18 protein-coding genes are annotated in these 16,866 nt (G+C 72.6%); 12 read left to right on the top strand and 6 right to left on the bottom strand.

The window, feature by feature from the left end:
* Positions 1–98: 98 nt before the first annotated feature.
* From QNA09_RS14895 to QNA09_RS14885, 3 genes are all read left to right on the top strand, one after another.
* Entirely contained in the window at positions 99–1,394 is a 1,296-nt protein-coding gene (locus tag QNA09_RS14895; protein WP_010594768.1) for a 5-(carboxyamino)imidazole ribonucleotide synthase, read from the top strand.
* On the top strand, positions 1,387–1,890 hold the full coding sequence (gene purE, locus QNA09_RS14890; protein ID WP_272929652.1) for a 5-(carboxyamino)imidazole ribonucleotide mutase: 504 nt from the start codon (positions 1,387–1,389) through the stop codon (positions 1,888–1,890). The genes QNA09_RS14895 and purE overlap by 8 nt, the downstream gene beginning before the upstream one ends.
* Positions 1,891–1,972: 82 nt before the next feature.
* Complete coding sequence (locus QNA09_RS14885) at positions 1,973–2,347, top strand: hypothetical protein (protein WP_010594766.1); 375 nt, start codon at positions 1,973–1,975, stop codon at positions 2,345–2,347.
* Here the strand turns inward: QNA09_RS14885 and QNA09_RS14880 are convergent.
* The gene (locus QNA09_RS14880; RefSeq protein WP_010594765.1) at positions 2,325–3,032 is read right to left on the bottom strand and encodes a TIGR03089 family protein; all 708 of its coding nucleotides are present in this window, start codon (positions 3,030–3,032) and stop codon (positions 2,325–2,327) included. The two genes, QNA09_RS14885 and QNA09_RS14880, sit on opposite strands and share 23 nt — an antisense overlap.
* Positions 3,033–3,046: 14 nt before the next feature.
* Positions 3,047–4,576 carry an LCP family protein gene (locus QNA09_RS14875; RefSeq protein WP_308071963.1) on the bottom strand — a complete coding sequence of 510 codons (1,530 nt, stop codon included), beginning with the start codon at positions 4,574–4,576 and terminating at the stop codon, positions 3,047–3,049.
* Positions 4,577–4,707: 131 nt separating this feature from the next.
* Between QNA09_RS14875 and rfbD the strand changes: the two genes are divergently transcribed.
* Genes rfbD through QNA09_RS14855 form a run of 4 tightly spaced genes read left to right on the top strand, consistent with a single transcriptional unit; the run spans position 4,708 to position 8,363 of the window.
* Positions 4,708–5,568, top strand: coding sequence for a dTDP-4-dehydrorhamnose reductase (gene rfbD / locus QNA09_RS14870; RefSeq protein WP_010594763.1), 861 nt, complete (start codon positions 4,708–4,710; stop codon positions 5,566–5,568).
* Positions 5,569–5,604: 36 nt separating this feature from the next.
* Complete coding sequence (locus tag QNA09_RS14865) at positions 5,605–6,510, top strand: glycosyltransferase family 2 protein (RefSeq protein ID WP_017679582.1); 906 nt, start codon at positions 5,605–5,607, stop codon at positions 6,508–6,510.
* The gene (locus QNA09_RS14860) at positions 6,507–7,592 is read left to right on the top strand and encodes a sugar phosphate nucleotidyltransferase (RefSeq protein WP_010594761.1); all 1,086 of its coding nucleotides are present in this window, start codon (positions 6,507–6,509) and stop codon (positions 7,590–7,592) included. The genes QNA09_RS14865 and QNA09_RS14860 overlap by 4 nt, the downstream gene beginning before the upstream one ends.
* 15 nt (positions 7,593–7,607) lie before the next feature.
* Positions 7,608–8,363 carry an SGNH/GDSL hydrolase family protein gene (locus QNA09_RS14855; RefSeq protein WP_010594760.1) on the top strand — a complete coding sequence of 252 codons (756 nt, stop codon included), beginning with the start codon at positions 7,608–7,610 and terminating at the stop codon, positions 8,361–8,363.
* On the opposite strand, the gene QNA09_RS14850 is transcribed toward QNA09_RS14855, so the two are convergent.
* The 3 genes from QNA09_RS14850 to cofD are packed head-to-tail and all read right to left on the bottom strand — an operon-like array spanning position 8,360 to position 11,293.
* Positions 8,360–8,923 carry an NUDIX hydrolase gene (locus QNA09_RS14850; RefSeq protein ID WP_010594759.1) on the bottom strand — a complete coding sequence of 188 codons (564 nt, stop codon included), beginning with the start codon at positions 8,921–8,923 and terminating at the stop codon, positions 8,360–8,362. The genes QNA09_RS14855 and QNA09_RS14850 overlap by 4 nt on opposite strands.
* Position 8,924: 1 nt before the next feature.
* Positions 8,925–10,307 carry a coenzyme F420-0:L-glutamate ligase gene (locus QNA09_RS14845; RefSeq protein WP_010594758.1) on the bottom strand — a complete coding sequence of 461 codons (1,383 nt, stop codon included), beginning with the start codon at positions 10,305–10,307 and terminating at the stop codon, positions 8,925–8,927.
* Positions 10,304–11,293, bottom strand: coding sequence for a 2-phospho-L-lactate transferase (cofD, locus tag QNA09_RS14840; protein WP_010594757.1), 990 nt, complete (start codon positions 11,291–11,293; stop codon positions 10,304–10,306). Before cofD ends, QNA09_RS14845 begins: the two co-directional genes overlap by 4 nt.
* Positions 11,294–11,692: 399 nt before the next feature.
* Here cofD and QNA09_RS14835 point away from each other — a divergent pair, with 399 nt between their 5' ends.
* Positions 11,693–11,956 carry a WhiB family transcriptional regulator gene (locus QNA09_RS14835; protein WP_051059567.1) on the top strand — a complete coding sequence of 88 codons (264 nt, stop codon included), beginning with the start codon at positions 11,693–11,695 and terminating at the stop codon, positions 11,954–11,956.
* Between the two features lie 4 nt (positions 11,957–11,960).
* Here QNA09_RS14835 and QNA09_RS14830 read toward each other — a convergent pair whose 3' ends face one another.
* The gene (locus tag QNA09_RS14830) at positions 11,961–12,455 is read right to left on the bottom strand and encodes a metallopeptidase family protein (RefSeq protein WP_040272457.1); all 495 of its coding nucleotides are present in this window, start codon (positions 12,453–12,455) and stop codon (positions 11,961–11,963) included.
* Positions 12,456–12,542: 87 nt separating this feature from the next.
* On the opposite strand from QNA09_RS14830, the gene QNA09_RS14825 reads away from it, so the two are divergent.
* The 4 genes from QNA09_RS14825 (at position 12,543) to manA (ending at position 16,817) form a co-directional block, all read left to right on the top strand.
* A complete protein-coding gene (locus tag QNA09_RS14825) occupies positions 12,543–12,938 on the top strand; it encodes a DUF3499 domain-containing protein (RefSeq protein WP_172603582.1) in 396 nt (131 codons plus the stop codon).
* A gap of 72 nt (positions 12,939–13,010) precedes the next feature.
* Entirely contained in the window at positions 13,011–14,378 is a 1,368-nt protein-coding gene (locus QNA09_RS14820; RefSeq protein WP_010594753.1) for a phosphomannomutase/phosphoglucomutase, read from the top strand.
* 82 nt (positions 14,379–14,460) lie between these two features.
* The gene (locus QNA09_RS14815; protein WP_010594752.1) at positions 14,461–15,546 is read left to right on the top strand and encodes a hypothetical protein; all 1,086 of its coding nucleotides are present in this window, start codon (positions 14,461–14,463) and stop codon (positions 15,544–15,546) included.
* Complete coding sequence (gene manA, locus QNA09_RS14810) at positions 15,546–16,817, top strand: mannose-6-phosphate isomerase, class I (RefSeq protein WP_010594751.1); 1,272 nt, start codon at positions 15,546–15,548, stop codon at positions 16,815–16,817. Before QNA09_RS14815 ends, manA begins: the two co-directional genes overlap by 1 nt.
* Positions 16,818–16,866: the final 49 nt, after the last annotated feature.

The following is a 16,866-nucleotide window of genomic DNA, read 5'->3' as shown; positions in this document are numbered from 1 at the left end:
ACCCGCCGGTGGATTATCAGCTTTACCACAGGAACGCGGGGGTGTCGCGCGGGAGCGCGGCGCCACCCCCGTCGCCCGCTGTGACACCATGGTGAGCCGTGACCGCTACACCCCCGGACTCGGCCGCCGCGACCCCCGCCCCCGCGGCCGGCGACACCCCTTCGCACACTCCCCGCACGCTGCCCGCCGGTATGCCGGTCGTCGCGATGGTCGGCGGCGGTCAGCTCGCCCGCATGACCCACCAGGCCGCGATCGCGCTCGGCCAGACCCTGCGGGTGCTGGCCGCGAGCCCGGACGATCCGGCCGCCCGGGTCAGCCCCGACGTGGTACTCGGCAGCCACACCGACCTCGACGCGCTGCGCAGTGCCGCGACCGGCGTCCACGCCCTCACGTTCGACCACGAACATGTGCCCACCGAGCACCTCGAGGCGCTGCAGCGCGAAGGCGTCAGCGTGCAGCCGCCGCCGCAGGCCCTGATCTATGCGCAGGACAAGCTCGCGATGCGTCGGCGCCTCGCCGAGCTCGGCGCACCGGTGCCGCCGTTCGCCGAGCTCACCTCGGTCGAGGAACTCACCGCTTTCGGCGACGAGCACGGCTGGCCCGTCGTGATCAAGGCCGCCCGCGGCGGCTACGACGGCCGCGGTGTGTGGATCATCGGCGACGTGGACGAGGCGCAGCGGATCGTCGCGGAGCAACTCGCCGCCGGGGTGCCGCTCATCGCCGAAGAGAAGGTCTCGTGGCGGCGGGAGCTGTCCGCGATGGTCGCGCGCTCGCCGTTCGGGCAGGGCGCGAGCTGGCCCGTGGTCGAGACGGTGCAGCTGAACGGGCAATGCGCCGTCGTCATCGCGCCCGCCCCGAACCTGCGGGCCGACGTCGAAGCCGCCGCCGAACAGCTGGCCCTGCGCATCGCCGCCGAACTCGGTGTCGTCGGGGTCATGGCCGTCGAGCTGTTCGAGACCGAGACCGGCGAGTTGATCGTCAACGAACTCGCGATGCGGCCGCACAACTCCGGGCACTGGGGCATGGACGGTGCCCGCACCGGCCAGTTCGAGCAGCACCTGCGTGCGGTGCTCGACTACCCGCTCGGCGACACGTCGCCGATCGCGCCGGTGACGGTGATGGCGAACGTGCTCGGCGCCCCCGAGGCGCCCGAGATGAGCATGGACGAGCGGCTGCACCACCTGTTCGCCCGGATGCCCGACGTGCGTGTGCACCTCTACGGCAAGGGTGAGCGCAAGGACCGCAAGATCGGGCACGTCAACGTGCTCGGGGACGCGACCGGGTCGATCGACGACCCGCAGTACGTGGCGGCGGTGCGCGAACGCGCGGAGCGCGCGGCGCACTGGCTCTCGCACGGAGTGTGGACCGACGGATGGGATTCTCACGGTGACTGACGGAGCACAGGTCGGCCTGATCATGGGCAGCGACTCGGACTGGCCGACGATGCAGGCTGCGGCCGAGGCGCTCGTCGAGTTCGGCATCCGCTTCGAGGTGGGGGTCGTCTCGGCCCACCGCACCCCGCAGCGCATGCTCGACTACGCCCGCGACGCCGCCGGACGTGGCATCAAGGTGATCATTGCCGGCGCCGGCGGCGCCGCGCACCTGCCGGGCATGGTCGCCTCCGCGACGCCCCTTCCGGTGATCGGCGTGCCGGTGCCGCTGAAGTACCTCGACGGCATGGACTCGCTGCTGTCGATCGTGCAGATGCCCGCCGGGGTGCCCGTTGCGACCGTCTCCATCGGCGGAGCCCGCAACGCCGGGCTGCTCGCCGCCCGCATCCTCGGCGCGGCCGACCCCTCGCTGCGGGAACGGATGGAGCAGTTCCAGGCCGACCTCGAGCAGATGGTGCTCGAGAAGGACGACGCGTTGCGGCAGAAGCTGCTCGGCTGACTTCGTGCACGTACGCGCGCTTTTCGGTCGTCCGCGCTCGAAATCGAGCGCGCGGACGACTGCGCGCCGCGCGGATCGTTCTGTGCGCGCGTCGCGCGGTGACCCGCAGGCCCGCGCGGTGACGGCCCTGGCGCTGTTGTGGGCGCGCGTGTGGGGCGGCCGCATCGACTTCGACGACGAGTTCGGTCTCTACCTCTGCACCGGAATGCGCGGCGGCTACGCCCGCTCGGGGACGACGATCGGCGGGGCGTTCCTCACCGGCCGGTCACCGTCGCGCCGGATCCTGCGGCACGAGGCGGTCCACGCCGATCAGTGGGCGCGGCACGGCATCGGCTTCGCGATCCGATATCTCCGGGAAGAGCTGCGCCGTCCCGGTGCCCGCAACCGGTTCGAGATCGAGGCCGGCCTCGCCGACGGCGGCTACACCGGCGGGGTCAGCCGTCCAGACGGGCGGTGATCTTCTCGCTCGCGGCCCGTCGCTCCGTGGCCGCCGGATCCGGGTTGCTCACCTGCACCAGCGACGCGCCGGCGGCGAGGACGGCGAGCAGGCCCTCGATCAGTGCCTGCGGGGTGCTCCAGTCGCGGCTCGACAGCACCCGGTCCGCACCCGTGATGCCTGCGGCCGCGGCGGCGTCCCGGGCCGCGGCCACCACGTCGTCGGCCGTCCGTCCGTCGAGCACCGGCCCGCCGTCCCCGGCGGAGCGGAACTGGTCACCGTGCACCCGCACGTGCGTCGCATAGTCGGTGACCCCGACCGGCAGGTCCGGCACGGGCCGGCCGAACGCGTCGAGCGAGAGGACCGCGACCTCGGCGGCGTCCGCGACCTCGTCGAGACGGTCTGCGGTGACCAGCGCGAGATCCGCGTCGTCGGGTTCGAGCACCACCTCGGCGCCGGCCCACCACGCGCCGAGCAGGACCGCGGCGCTCTGCCAGTGGGCCGGGAGCAGGACGGCCACCCGCCCGCCGGGCAGCAGGCCGAACTCGTCGCGCACCATGTTCGCCGTCTTGGCGGCCCAGTTCGCGAGGGTGACCGCGGACAGCTCGATCCGGGCGCCGGATTCGTCGTCGTACCACGTGATGCGGGGGCCCGCCGGGTCGGCGGCCAGGATCGGATCGAGCAGGGTGTCGGTCAGCGTGGTCACAGTGTCCTCGTTCGTCAGTTCACACAGCGGGGGCCGGTGGAGCCGGCATCGATCGGCGGGCCGGGCGGAACGGACGTCGGGGTGGCCCCGGCGCTCACGAGTTCCGAGCCGGAGGCCACGGAGGTGACGCTCGCGTCCGCGCCCGGACCCGTGTAGTCCTCGGTGAGCACCACCCGCACCGTGTCGGCGTCGAGCGCCGGGTCGGCGGCGGTCGCCAGGCCGCCGAGTGCCGCCGCGACGGCACGCGCCTGGTCGGACCGGGGGTCGGCGGCGAAGACCGTCGACTCGTCCACTGCGCGGCCGGTGTGGTTGCCCACACCACCCTCGACGAAGCCGTCACCGACGAGCGCGGCCGCCACGCGGGAGGCCAGACCGGCGACGCCGCCGGCGTTGGCGACGTCCACCGTGACCGTGCCGGCCTCGACGTCCGGTGCCGGATCCGTCGTGGCCTGCGACCCGCCGTCACCCGGATCGACGAGGTCGGCGACGAAGCTGCGCACCTCCTCCCGATCCACCTGCACCACGGATTCGCCGTAGTCGGTCATCGCGTTGAGGTCCTGGACGGGGATCGTCGAGAACTGCACGGCGCCGCCGGCCAGGTCCTGCATCCGGGTGGCCAGATCGAGGATGTCCCAGTCGGAATCGAGGACCACCGACCGCTGCACGGCCGCGCTGAGCTGGTTCAGCTTGGACGGGTTGCTCAGCGTCTTCGCGCTGAGCACCTTCTGCACGAGCGACGCCATGAACACCTGCTGCCGCACGATCCGGTCCAGGTCCCCGCGCGGCAGGTCGTGGCGCTGCCGGACGAAACTCAGAGCGTCCGCGCCGTCGAGGGTCTGTTCGCCGGCGGGGAAGTTCGCCCCGGACAGCGGCTCGTCGACCGCGTTGTTCAGGCAGACGTCGACGCCGCCGACGGCATCGGTGAGCAGCACGAACCCGAGCAGACCGACCTCGGCATAGTGGTCGACGGTGACGCCGGTCAGGTCGGCGACCGACTCGACCAGCGCCTCCCGGCCTGCCTGCGTGGCCGCCTTCTCGGCGGCCGCGTCGGACTCGCCCGCCTCGACGAGTCGCAGCCGCTCGGTCTCCTTGGTGGCGCCGAACGCGGCATTGATCTTCGACATGCCGATGTCGGGCACCTCGACGTAGGTGTCGCGGGGGATCGAGATGGCGGTCGCCGAGGTGCCGTCGAGCGGCACCCGGATCAGGATGATCGTGTCGGTGTTGTTCGCCACCTCCTCGCCGGCCCGCAGCGCGTCGAGTTCGCGCTGGGACAGCGGATTGCCGTGGGCGTCGGTGCGGCTGTCGGTGCCCACCAGGAGGATGTCGAGGGCGCCGTCCCGGCCGTCGCCCAGGGTGAGCCCACCCACGGTGGCGAGGGAGGAACGCAGCGAATCGATACCGCGCCACGCGACGCCGGTGGCGACCAGGGTGAGCGCCGCGGCGACGGCGACGGTGATCCGCAGCGGCCGCCCGCGCAGGACCCCCGATCCTCCCCCCGCGTCGCGCGCCGGAGCTCGGCGTGTGGGCGGTTCTGGCGGCACCTGGCGGTCCTCTCGTCGGGCGTCGGGGTCGCACCCAGGCTACTGCCGTGACGGCGGCCCTTGTGGCACCCGCCGCGGCGTGCCCGGCTCGTACCGGGTGACAGCCGCCGGGGCATGCCACACTCGTGCCCGTGCAGACCGTTCTCGTCACCGGAGCCCGCGGACAACTGGGCCGTCACCTGCTCGCCCGCGGCGCCGCGGCCGGCCTCCGGATCCGGGGCGCCGGGTCGGAGGAGGCGGACATCACCGATCCCGGCGCGGTCGCCGCGCTCGTCGAGCCCGGCGCCGTCGTGCTCAACTGCGCCGCCTACACCGCGGTCGACGCGGCCGAGACGCATCCCGAGGACGCCGCCGCGGTCAACGAGCACGGCCCGGCCAACCTGGCCGCCGCGTGCGCCGCAGCCGGCGCCCACCTGATCCACGTGTCCACCGACTACGTGTTCGCCGGCGACGGGAACCGCCCGTACCGGGTCGGCGATCCGACCGGGCCGCGCACCGTCTACGGGCGGACCAAGCTCGCCGGGGAGCGGGCGGTGCTCGACCGGCTGCCGAGCGCCCACGTGGTGCGCACCGCGTGGCTCTACACCGGCGACGGCAACGACTTCGTCGCCACCATGCTCCGGCTCGAACGCGAACGCGACACGGTGCGCGTCGTCGACGACCAGGTGGGCTGCCCCACCTACGCCGCCGATCTCGCCGACGGGATCCTCGAACTCGCCGCCCGCGCGGGTGCGGTGCCCGGCGGGGTCCTGCACGCGACGAACTCCGGGGAGGCCAGCTGGTTCGACCTCGCTCGTGCGGTGTTCGCCGAGGCGGGTGCCGACCCGGGCCGGGTGCAGCCGTGCGGCAGCGACGAGTTCGTGCGCCCCGCGCCTCGTCCGGCGTACTCCGTCCTCGACGGCAGCGCATGGGCCGCGGCCGGGCTGACGCCGCTCCGGCCGTGGCGGCCGGCACTGCGGGCCGCGATCGGCGCACTGCGGACCCGGGCGTGATTCGGCGCGGCCGAGGCCGGCGGCTAAGGTGACGGCGTGAGTTCGACGCTGACCGTGGTGACGGTGACCTACTCGCCCGGTGAGCATCTGGAGCACTTCCTGACCTCGCTGACCGGCGCGACGAACCTGCCCACCCGGGTGATCCTGGCGGACAACGGGTCCACCGACGGCTCTCCGGAAGAGGCCGCGGCGCGGCACCCGAACGTGCGGCTGCTGCACACCGGCGGCAACATCGGCTACGGCGGTGCCGTGAACCGGGCCGTCGCGGAGGTCGACCCGGCGGAGGAGTTCGTCGTCGTCGCCAATCCCGACGTGCGCTGGGGACCCGGGTCGCTGGACCGGCTGCTCGAGGGGGCGCGTCGCTGGCCGCGGGCCGCGTCCCTGGGCCCGCTGATCCACGAGCCCGACGGCACCGTCTATCCGTCGGCGCGATCGGTGCCCGGGCTGGTCTCCGGCGCGGGGCACGCGTTGCTCGGCACGGTGTGGCCGAAGAACCCGTGGACGCGGCGGTACCGGCAGGAGAACGAGACCGTGTCGGAACGGGCGGTGGGGTGGTTGTCCGGCTCGTGCCTGCTGGTGCGGCGGGCGGCGTTCGATGCGGTCGACGGCTTCGACTCGCGCTATTTCATGTACATGGAGGATGTCGATCTCGGCGACCGGTTCGGCCGGGCGGGCTGGCTCAACGTGTACGTGCCCTCGGCGGAGGTCACGCACGCGAAAGGGCACGCTGCCGGCCGGCATCCGGAGCTCATGCTGCCGGCCCACCACGAGAGCGCCTACCGGTTCCAGGCGGACCGGCACCCGCATCGGTGGCAGGCGCCGCTGCGATGGACGCTGCGGGCCGGGCTCGCCGCCCGGTCGAGGATGTCGGTGGCCGCGGCGGCGCGCGAACGGGCGCGGACGGCCGAGGCGGGTAACACCACGGAACAGGGGACACGATGACGAACGATGCTGCGCCGCACACCGATGCGGTGATCCTGGTGGGCGGGCAGGGAACCCGGCTGCGGCCGCTGACGCTGTCCGCGCCGAAGCCGATGCTGCCCACCGCCGGCGTGCCGTTCCTGACGCATCTGCTCACCCGTATCCGCGCGGCCGGCATCAAGCACGTGGTGCTCGGTACCTCGTTCAAGGCGGAGGTCTTCGAGGACTACTTCGGTGACGGCTCGGAACTGGGACTCGAGATCGAGTACGTCACCGAGGCCGAGCCGCTGGGCACCGGCGGCGGCATCCGCAACGTCCTGCCCCGGTTGCGGGCCGACAACGTCATGGTCTTCAACGGTGACGTTCTCGGGGGAACGGACCTCGGCGCGGTGCTCGACACACACCTGCGCACCGACGCCGACGTGACCCTGCACCTGGTGCGTGTCGGCGACCCGCGCGCGTTCGGGTGCGTGCCCACCGACGAGGAAGGCCGGGTGACCGCGTTCCTGGAGAAGACGCAGGATCCGCCGACGGACCAGATCAACGCCGGCTGTTACGTCTTCAAGCGCGAGATCATCGAGTCGATCCCCGAGGGTCGTCCGGTGTCCGTCGAACGTGAGGTCTTCCCGTCCCTGCTGGCGGAGGGCAGGCGGGTGTACGGGCACGTCGATGCGGCCTACTGGCGGGACATGGGCACGCCGGAGGACTTCGTCCGCGGCTCGGCCGACCTGGTGCGCGGCATCGCGCCGTCGCCCGCCCTGGGTGGCCAGCGCGGCGAATCGCTCGTCCATCCCGGTGCCTCCGTCGCGCCCGGCGCCCTGCTGATCGGGGGCACGGTCGTCGGCCGCGGCGCCGAGATCGGCGCCGGCGCACGTCTGGACGGTGCGGTGATCTTCGACGGCGCGCGGGTCGAGGCCGGTGCGGTGATCGAGCGGTCCATCATCGGATTCGGCGTCCGCGTCGGCCCCCGCGCCCTGATCCGCGACGGCGTCATCGGCGACGGCGCCGACATCGGGGCGCGCTGCGAGCTGCTGCGCGGCGCCCGGGTCTGGCCCGGGGTGCAGATTCCCGACGGCGGGATCCGTTTCAGCACCGACGTATAGCGCGGGGGATCTGCGATGAAGTTCGAACGATATGTGGCACTGGGGGATTCGTTCACCGAAGGCGTCGGGGACCCGGATCCGGCCCGGCCCAACGGGTTGCGGGGCTGGGCGGATCTCGTCGCCGAGGAACTCGCCCGCGACAATCCGGAATTCGGATACGCCAATCTCGCCGTGCGCGGACGACTGCTGCGCCCGATCCTCGACCAGCAGCTCGACGTGGCAGTGGCGATGCGGCCCGACCTGGTGACGATCTATGCCGGCGGCAACAACCTCATGCGCCCCAAGCTCGATCTCGACGCGCTGGCCGCCGAGTACGACGAGGCGATCGGCAAGCTCGCCGCGACGGGTGCCCGGGTGCTCGTGTGGACGGCCTACGACGGCAGCTGGGCGCCGGTGTTCCGGATCCTGCGCGGACGCTGGGCCGTCTACAACGAGCTCGTCCGGGAGATCGCCGACCGGCACGGCGCGACGATCGTCGACTTCTGGCGTTTCGCGGAGTACCGCGACCTGCGGATGTGGGATTTCGACCGGCTCCACATGTCGTCGGCCGGCCACCGGAACATGGCGATCCGCGTGCTCGATCTCCTCGGTGCGGCACACACGCTCACTCCGACCGAGTTCGAGGCCGCGCCGGTGGTGTCCGCGGCGAAGCGGGCCGAGGACCGCCGGTGGGCGCGGGAGTTCCTGATTCCCTGGGTCGGGCGGCGTCTGCGCGGCACGTCCTCCGGGGACGGTATCGCGCCGAAACGCCCCACGTTGCAGCCGGTCTAGCCGGCCGCCCGGACGCGTGCGCCGGCGAGGCCGAGCAGGTGCCCGAGGGTGTCGTGCTCGGCCTCGGGCGGTAGCGCATCGACGGGCCACCACCGCAGGTCCGTCGATTCCGTGCTCCGGACGGGTACGGCCCCCGGTGGCGCGACGACGAGGAACCGCAGGTCGAGATGCCGGGTCGGGCGACCGAGCGAGCAGGTGATCGGGTGGGTGTGCGCCGAGAGCAGTTCCGGATCGATGGTCAGATCCTCGATTCCGGACTCCTCGGTCGCCTCCCTCAGCGCCGCGTCGACGACCGTCTCGTCGGATTCCTCGCAGTGCCCGCCGAGCTGGATCCACCGTCCCACCCGGGGATGGAGGGTGAGCAGCACGTGCCGACGGTCGGCATCGAGCACGAGCGACGACGCGGTGACGTGGCCGGGAACGTGCCGGCGCAGACATCCCTCGGGTGCGGCGTCGAGAAACGCCAACATGGTGTGCCGCAGCGACTCCGCGTCCGCCGAATCGGTCCGCCAGGCCCGCAGCCGGTCGACGGCCGAGGCGTGCAGTGTGGACGCGCTCACCTCACAGCTCCAGCAGCAGGTCGCCGGCCGCGGGGGCGACGCGCGGCGTCGCCGGCTCGAGGGGATGTCCGACCGCGATCGCGCCGAGCGGCGACCAGTCCGCGGGCAGGCCGAGTTCACGCCGCACGACGTCCGGGGCGAAGATCGTCGACCCGATCCAGCAGCTGCCGAGCCCGCGGACGGCGAGCGAGACCAGCAGCCCCTGTACGGCGGCGCCGGCGGCGACGGTGAACATCGTGGCCTCGGCGGCGGTACGCCGGGCGTCGGGGTAGCGGTGGGCGCCGTCGGGAACCCAGAACGGGATCACCACCTCGGGCGCGTCGTAGAGGATGGCACCGCGGCCCACCCGTCGGTCGATCGCCGCCGGGGCGAGCCCGTCGCCGGCGAGATCGGCGGCCCAACGCTCGCGCATGCGGTCGAGCAGCCGGCGGCGCACCTGCTCGGTGCGGACCCAGACGAACCGCACCGGGTGGGTGTGGTGCGGCGCCGGAGCGGTGAGGGCCTCGGCGACGGCCTCGCGCAGGTCTTCGGGATCGACCGGTTCCGAGGAGAATTCCCGCACCGACCGGCGCAGCAACAGCGCCTCGCGGCGGCCGGACTCGAGTGCCTCGGCGGTGCCGAGCCAGAACAGGTCGTCCTCGCCGCGGCGGATGAGTTGCTGGGCGGTGGAACCGTTGTCGGGCAGGTCGAGGCCACGGATCACCGCGACCGGAACCCCGCCCAGCTTGCCCTTGACGAGGTCGCCCGCGGCCGCGATCTCGTCGGCGACGGCCACGGAGGTGACGAACAGTTCGTTGCCCTGTCCGTCACGAGATCCCGCGTACTCGTGCAGGACCGGGATACCGGCCGCCCCGATCGCCGCGTCGGTCTGGCCGACGCGCCAGGCCCGGCCCATCGTGTCGGTGACGACCACCGCGACGCTCACGCCGAGCAGTGTCCGCAGACGCTCGCGCAGTGCCGCGGCGCTCGCATCCGGATCCTCGGGCAGCAGGGCGAGTTCGGAGGCGGCGACGTTCGAGCCGTCGATCCCGGAGGCGGCCTGCACGATCCCGAGCCGGTTCTCGGTGATCAGGGTGCGTCCCTTGCGCGCGAGCACGCGCACCGCCTCCTGGTCGACGAGGCGGCGCCGGAGCGCGTCGCGGGCGTCGGGGTCGGTGGGGGAGTCCACGATGCGGCCCTCGACCTTGGAGAAGATCTTGCTGGTGACGACGAGGACGTCCCCGTCGGCGAGCCAGGGGGCGGCGTCGGCCAGTGCGGCGGCGAGGTCGTCGCCGGGCCGGAACTCGGGCAGGCCCGGCACCGGGCGGATCTCGATCGGCCGCCCGGGGGAGTGGTCGCGCACTCCGGCGGCGGTGCCGACGGCCGTGTCGGAGGGCGTAGTCACAGCGTCACTCCTGCCAGTTCGAGTGCGGCGCGAGCCATTTCGGCTGTCGCGTCGGGATCGGTCATGAGCAGCGGCACGCTGCGCACCTCGACGCCGGGCACGTCGGCGGTGTCGGTGGAGTGGATCAGCCAGCCGTCGAGCAGGCCGGCGCCGCTGCGGGCCCCGTAGTGCCGTCCCACCCCCTGAGCGGTGGTCTCGACTCCGATCACGCCGAGGCAGGCGTCGGCCATGCCGCGCAACGGTTTTCCGTCGATCACCGGCGACAGGCCGACGATCCGCGCGGACGTGGTGCGCAGCGCGCCGCGCAGTCCCGGGATCGCGAGGATCGCGCCGATGCTGACCACCGGGTTGGAGGGAGCGAGGATCACCGCATCCGCCGATTCGATCGCCGCGAGCACGCCCGGGGCGGGGGCGGCCTTCTCGGCGCCGATGTGCGCGAAGCTGTGCGTGGGAACCTGGGCGCGGTGCCGGACCCACCATTCTTCGAAGTGCACGGCGCGCTGCTCGCCGTCGACCGGATCGGTGATGACGACGTGGGTCTCGCTGCGGTCGTCGGAGACCGGGAGGAGGGTGACGCCGGGCTTCCAGCGGTCGCACAGCGCCTCGGTCACGGCCGAGAGCGGGTACCCGGCGCTCAGCAACTGGGTGCGCAGCAGGTGCGTCGCGATGTCGCGATCGCCGAGGCCGAACCAGTCCGGGGTGGCGCCGTACGCCGCCAGCTCCTCCTTCGCGTGCCAGGTCTCGTCGGCCCGGCCCCATCCGCGTTCGGCGTCGATCCCGCCGCCGAGGGTGTACATGCACGTGTCCAGGTCGGGGCAGATCCGCAGCCCGTGCATCCAGACGTCGTCGCCGATGTTGACGATCGCGGTCACCCGGTGCGCGGCGTCGGGGTCGAGGTCGCGGCCGGGTTCGATGCCGAGGAGCCGGCGCACGCCGGTGAGAAAACGCGCACCTCCGACGCCGCCGACCAATACAGTCACGTTCACAGGGCAAGCGTAGGCGGTGTGCCGCGAGAGCTGCCGGGGTGCCTGCGCGCCCGGGCGGCAGGTGCGCAGCGGCGCGGAGGAGAACCCCGGATGGTAAGGCAGCGGCACCGCTCGGCTTGACCGCGACACGCCCCACGTGTCTAATCACATAAGTGTCATTTCCAGTGAACCGGAGCCGAGATCGGTTGGGGTGAACTGTATTCGAACGCATGTTCGATCGGAATGGCGCGGAGTGGGCCGGTTTCGACGAGAGTTGCAGCGCTGCAGGTGAGGAGGCGAACGATGGCCGACGAGCGCGAATGGTTCGAGAGCTCTCGGATCGACACTGCAGGCATCGGCACGGCAGGCGAGGACGTCCGGGACATCGACGGCATCGGGGGGGACGCGTCCGCGCGGCCCGTGCTCAGTCTGATCGATGGTTTCGGCGACCCGTCCGACGGTGTCGACGAACAGTGGCAGGAACGCGCGTTGTGCGCGCAGACGGATCCCGAGGCGTTCTTCCCCGAGAAGGGGGGATCGACCCGGGAGGCGAAGCGGATCTGCTTGGGGTGCGAGGTCCGGGACGAATGTCTCGAATACGCGCTGGCCAACGACGAACGCTTCGGCATCTGGGGCGGTCTGTCGGAGCGCGAGCGGCGACGCCTCAAGCGCGGCATCGTCTGAGGCGTCAGTCCTCGTCGAAGCCACCGAGTTCGGGGTCGACGACCTCGGGCTCGACGCCGAGGTACGTCGCGACCTGGTGTACGAGGACGTCGTGCACCAGGTCGGTGAGATCCTCGGGATCCTTCGCCCGCAGTTCGAGCGGGCGGCGGAAGAGCACGATCCGGGCCCGCGTCGCCGCGCCACGCCGGTCGATCCCCGCCGGGACGAGCCGCGACAACGGCACCGGGCCGTCCGCGACCACCTCCGACGGCCAGGTCACCGAGTCCGGGTCGAGGGCGCGGATCTTGGGCACCTCGTCGACGGCGATGTCGAGTTTGGTCAGCCGGTCGTGCCACTGCGCGTCGATCGGGGCGAAGGCCCCCAGCACGAGTAGATCGAACTTCTCCGCGCGCGAGCGCCACGCCGGCACCTCGTGCGGGAACAGCGGGCCGCGCACACCACGGCCGCGACGCGCGACCGAGCGGGACGTCACGGGTCTGGGACGGCGCGATCGGGGCATGCCTGGACAGTACGACACGCAAATCCGTACCCGGTTCTCCGGTGTGTCCGGATAGTCCCGGAGCGCACGGCGCGCTACTCTCCGACTGTGAGATCACTGCGTCGATGCTGCCGGCCTGGGTGCAAGAACCCTGCTGTTGCGACGCTGACCTACGTGTACTCGGACTCCACCGCAGTCGTCGGGCCCCTGGCGACGGTCGCCGAGCCCCACTCGTGGGATCTGTGCGAATCGCACGGCTCGCGGATCACCGCACCGAAGGGGTGGGAACTGGTCCGGTACGAAGGTGCCTTCACCGCCGGTACCCCGGACGAGGACGACCTGACCGCCCTGGCCGAGGCGGTACGCGAAGCCGGGCTCGGCGAGCGGGGCCGCACCGACTCCGACGACACCGATTCCGGTGTCCCCCCGGCGCTGGCCGCACCCCCTACCGCCCGCACCGGCCGGCGTGGTCATCTGCGCGTGTTGCCCGATCCCACGTCCTGATCGTCGCGCACTAGGCTGACCGTGCCCCGCCGCGGAGGCGGCGGCGCCAGTCGACGATCAGGAGCAGCAACAGTGGCGAGAACTGCCGAGTCCGTGTCCGCCGTGGTCAAGGCGTACGACGTGCGTGGCCTGGTGGGAGAACAGCTCGACGCCGGATTCGTCCGGGACGTCGGAGCCTCCTTCGCCCGCCTGATGCGTGACGGCGGCGCCACCCGCATCGTGATCGGGCACGACATGCGCGCCTCGTCCCCGGAGCTGTCCCAGGCCTTCGCCGCCGGCGTCACCGCCCAGGGGCTCGACGTCGTCCACATCGGCCTGGCCTCCACCGACCAGCTGTACTTCGCGTCCGGGATCCTCGAGGCTCCGGGCGCCATGTTCACCGCGAGCCACAACCCGGCGCGCTACAACGGCATCAAGCTGTGCCGGGCCGGGGCCAAGCCGGTCGGACAGGAGACCGGGCTCGCCACCATCGCGGCCGAACTCGTCGCCGGCGTCCCGGACTTCGACGGAGCCCCCGGCGCCGTCACCGAGCGGGACGTGCTGGCCGACTACGCCGCGTTCGTCCGCTCCCTGGTGGACCTGTCCGCGATGCGCCCGCTGAAGGTCGCCGTCGACGCCGGCAACGGCATGGGCGGGCACACGGTGCCCGCGGTGTTCGGCGCGCTCCCGATCGACCTCGTGCCGCTGTACTTCGAACTCGACGGAACCTTCCCCAACCACGAGGCCAATCCGCTCGATCCCGCCAACCTGGTGGACCTGCAGAAGCTGGTGCGCGACTCGGGGGCCGACCTCGGCCTCGCGTTCGACGGTGACGCCGACCGCTGCTTCGTCGTCGACGAGCGTGGTGAGCCGGTCACGCCGTCGGCGGTCACCGCGCTGGTGGCCTCGCGCGAACTCGCGAAGGAACCCGGATCGACGATCATCCACAATCTCATCACGTCCCGCGCGGTGCCGGAGCTGGTCACCGAGCTCGGGGGCAAGCCCGTCCGCACCCGCGTCGGGCACTCGTTCATCAAGCAGCAGATGGCCGAGACGGGGGCCGTGTTCGGCGGCGAGCACTCGGCGCACTACTACTTCCGCGACTTCTGGGGCGCGGACTCGGGCATGCTCGCGGCCCTGCACGTGCTCGCCGCGCTCGGCGGCCAGGACCGGCCCCTGTCCGAGCTGATGCGCGAATACGACCGGTACGCCGCGTCCGGGGAGATCAACTCCACCGTCGACGACGCCACGGAGCGCACCGCCGCCGTGCTCGAGGCCTTCGGCGACCGTGCCGAAGCCGTCGACCGGCTCGACGGCGTGACCGTCGATCTCACCGACGGTGCCTGGTTCAACCTGCGGGCCTCCAACACCGAGCCCCTGCTGCGGCTCAACGTCGAGGCCCGCACGGCCGAGCAGGTCGACGCGCTGGTGAGGGAAATCCTGGCCATCGTGCGCGCGTGACGGAATTATCCGTGGCGGGGATAATCGAGATCCCGGGGCGCGGTCCCGGGTCGGTGCGAGTCGGAAGGACGGTGGCGCAGCCATGACGGCTCCCTCTTCGATCCTCGACTTGGACGACACCGGTGCCCTGATCGACGCCGACGTCGACGGGATCCTGCGATTCGCCGCGCTCGGCGGGGCACAGATCCGCGCCACCGCCGCGGCCGTCGACGAGCAGATCCTCGATCGCCTGCACGGCCTGCACCCGCGCAGCGTGGTGCTCGTGTGCGGTGACGCGCGCGCGGCCCGCGCGGGCGAGCTGGTCGTCGCGATGCTCGCGGCGCGCTCGGCCGTGCCGCTGGTCACGGCCCCCGTCACCCCGCCCTGGGTCGGCCCGCTCGACGTCGTCGTCGTGGCCGGTGACGACGCCGGCGACCCCCAGCTCGTCGAATCGGTCGCCGCGGCCCTGCGGCGCGGCGCCGAGGTGGTCGTCGACGCCCCGGACGAGGGACCGATCCGGGCGGCGGCGGCGGGCCGGGCGATGCTGCTGCCGCCGCGGATCCGGGTGCCGGTGGCGTACTCGCTCCTACGGCACCTGGCGGTGTTCCTCGCGGTGGTGGCGGCGATGGAGGCCACCCGCACGGCAGGCGCGGTTCCCCCGCTGGCCGATCTCGCCGACTCGGCCGACGGCGAAGCCGGCCGCGACCAGCCTGGCAGTGAGGTGTTCCGGAACCCGGCGAAGGCGCTCGCCGCCCGCATCCAGTCCCGGCGGGTCGCCCTGGCGGGTGACTCGGCGGTGACGGCCGCGCTGGCCCGGCACGCGGGGGAGTCCCTGCTGCAGGTGGCCGGCGTGATCGCCGCGGCGGCGGCGTTGCCGGACGTTCTCGCCGCACGGGACCGGCTCGTCGCGATACCCCCGGCGGGTGGGGAGTCGTACGATCCGTTCTTCCACGACGAACAGCTCGACGGGCCGGTGCCCGCACCCCCGGCGCGGGTGTTCGTGGTGAGTGTGGAGGAAGATCGGCGGCAGGCGGAGCGGCGCGCGGCAGCGCTGCCGGACATGGAGTTGGTATCGGTGGTGGGGGAGTTCGAGGCGAAAGCGGTGCCGTCGGTGCCGGAGCAGGTGGCGGTGCTGGCCGTGCGATTCGAGATGGCCGCTGCCTATCTGCGGTTGGTCGGTGGTCGGTAGTGCTCCGACTCGAAGGTGCGCTGCGTTCGTATGCCTGGGGTTCGCGCACCGCGATCGCGGCACTGTGCGGCCGGACGGTGCCGTCCGCTCATCCGGAGGCGGAACTGTGGCTGGGTGCGCACCCCGCAGACCCGGCGCGGGTGGTGAGCACCAACGGTGACGGCCCGGGTGGGGGCACCTCCCTGCTCGATGTCCTCGAGGCCGACCCGGGTGGGCATCTCGGGCCGGCGACACTGAGCCGGTTCGGGCCGCGGCTGCCGTTCCTGCTCAAGTTGCTCGCCGCCGAGGAACCACTGTCGCTGCAGGCGCATCCGAGTGCCGAACAGGCTGCCGAGGGCTTCGCCCGGGAGGAGGCCGCGGGCCTGCCCCTGGAGTCGCCGGTGCGGAACTACCGCGATGCGAGCCACAAGCCCGAGCTCGTCGTCGCCCTCACCCGGTTCGAGGCGCTCGCCGGCTTCCGGGATCCGCACCGCACCGTCGAGCTGCTCGCCGCCCTCGAGGTACCCGAACTCGATCCGTACGTCGGGCTGCTCGCCGGGCAACCCGACTCCGACGGCCTGCGGGCGCTGTTCACCATCTGGATCACCCTCCCGCAGTCGGTGCTGTCGGCCCTGCTGCCGCGGGTACTCGACGGCTGCGTGACCTACCTGGCGACGCACAACGGCGACGGCGTAGCCCCGTTCGCCGAGGAAGTGCGGACAGTGCTGCAGCTCGCCGAGTTCTATCCCGGCGACGCGGGCGTACTCGCCGCGGTCCTGCTCAACCGGATCACCCTCGAGCCGGGACAGGGCCTGTTCCTCGCAGCGGGGAACCTGCACGCGTACCTGCACGGCATGGCCGTCGAGATCATGGCCAACTCGGACAACGTGCTGCGCGGCGGACTCACGCCGAAACACGTCGACGTGCCGGAGCTGCTGCGAGTGCTCGATTTCCGGCCCGTGGACGTGCCGATCCTCGAGCCCGAGCCGGCCGGCCCGGGGGAGGTGCGCTACCGGACTCCTGCCCCGGAGTTCGCCCTGTCGCGGATCGATCTCGCCCCCGGCTCGGGTGCGGCGCCGGACGGCGTCGCGCTGCCGCCGTGCGGTCCGCAGATCCTGCTGTGCACCTCCGGGTCCGCCGGCGTGGAATGCGAGGGGCGGACCCTGCAGCTGGCGGCCGGGCAGGCGGTCTGGCTCTCCGCGTCCGACCCGGCCGTCACGGTGCGCGCCGCCGGCGGGCCGGCGCAGCTGTTCCGCGCCCGGTTGGCGGAGACGGGCATCCCCGTCGACTGACGTGGACCGGCCCGGCGGCGACGGACGCTCGTGTTGACGGGATCGGCCC

Origin of the sequence: Rhodococcus sp. AH-ZY2 (assembly GCF_030916465.1) — a bacterium.
Lineage (GTDB): Bacteria > Actinomycetota > Actinomycetes > Mycobacteriales > Mycobacteriaceae > Rhodococcus > Rhodococcus ruber.
This window is presented reverse-complemented; position numbering and strand designations above follow the sequence as displayed.

What these genes read in the sequence shown, in the direction of transcription:
- QNA09_RS14860 (WP_010594761.1), top strand. Translation starts at nt 6,507, where the DNA reads ATGACGAACGATGCTGCGCCGCACACCGATGCGGTGATCCTGGTGGGC.
- QNA09_RS14855 (WP_010594760.1), top strand. Translation starts at nt 7,608, where the DNA reads ATGAAGTTCGAACGATATGTGGCACTGGGGGATTCGTTCACCGAAGGC.
- QNA09_RS14830 (WP_040272457.1), bottom strand. Translation starts at nt 12,455, where the DNA reads ATGCCCCGATCGCGCCGTCCCAGACCCGTGACGTCCCGCTCGGTCGCG.
- QNA09_RS14815 (WP_010594752.1), top strand. Translation starts at nt 14,461, where the DNA reads ATGACGGCTCCCTCTTCGATCCTCGACTTGGACGACACCGGTGCCCTG.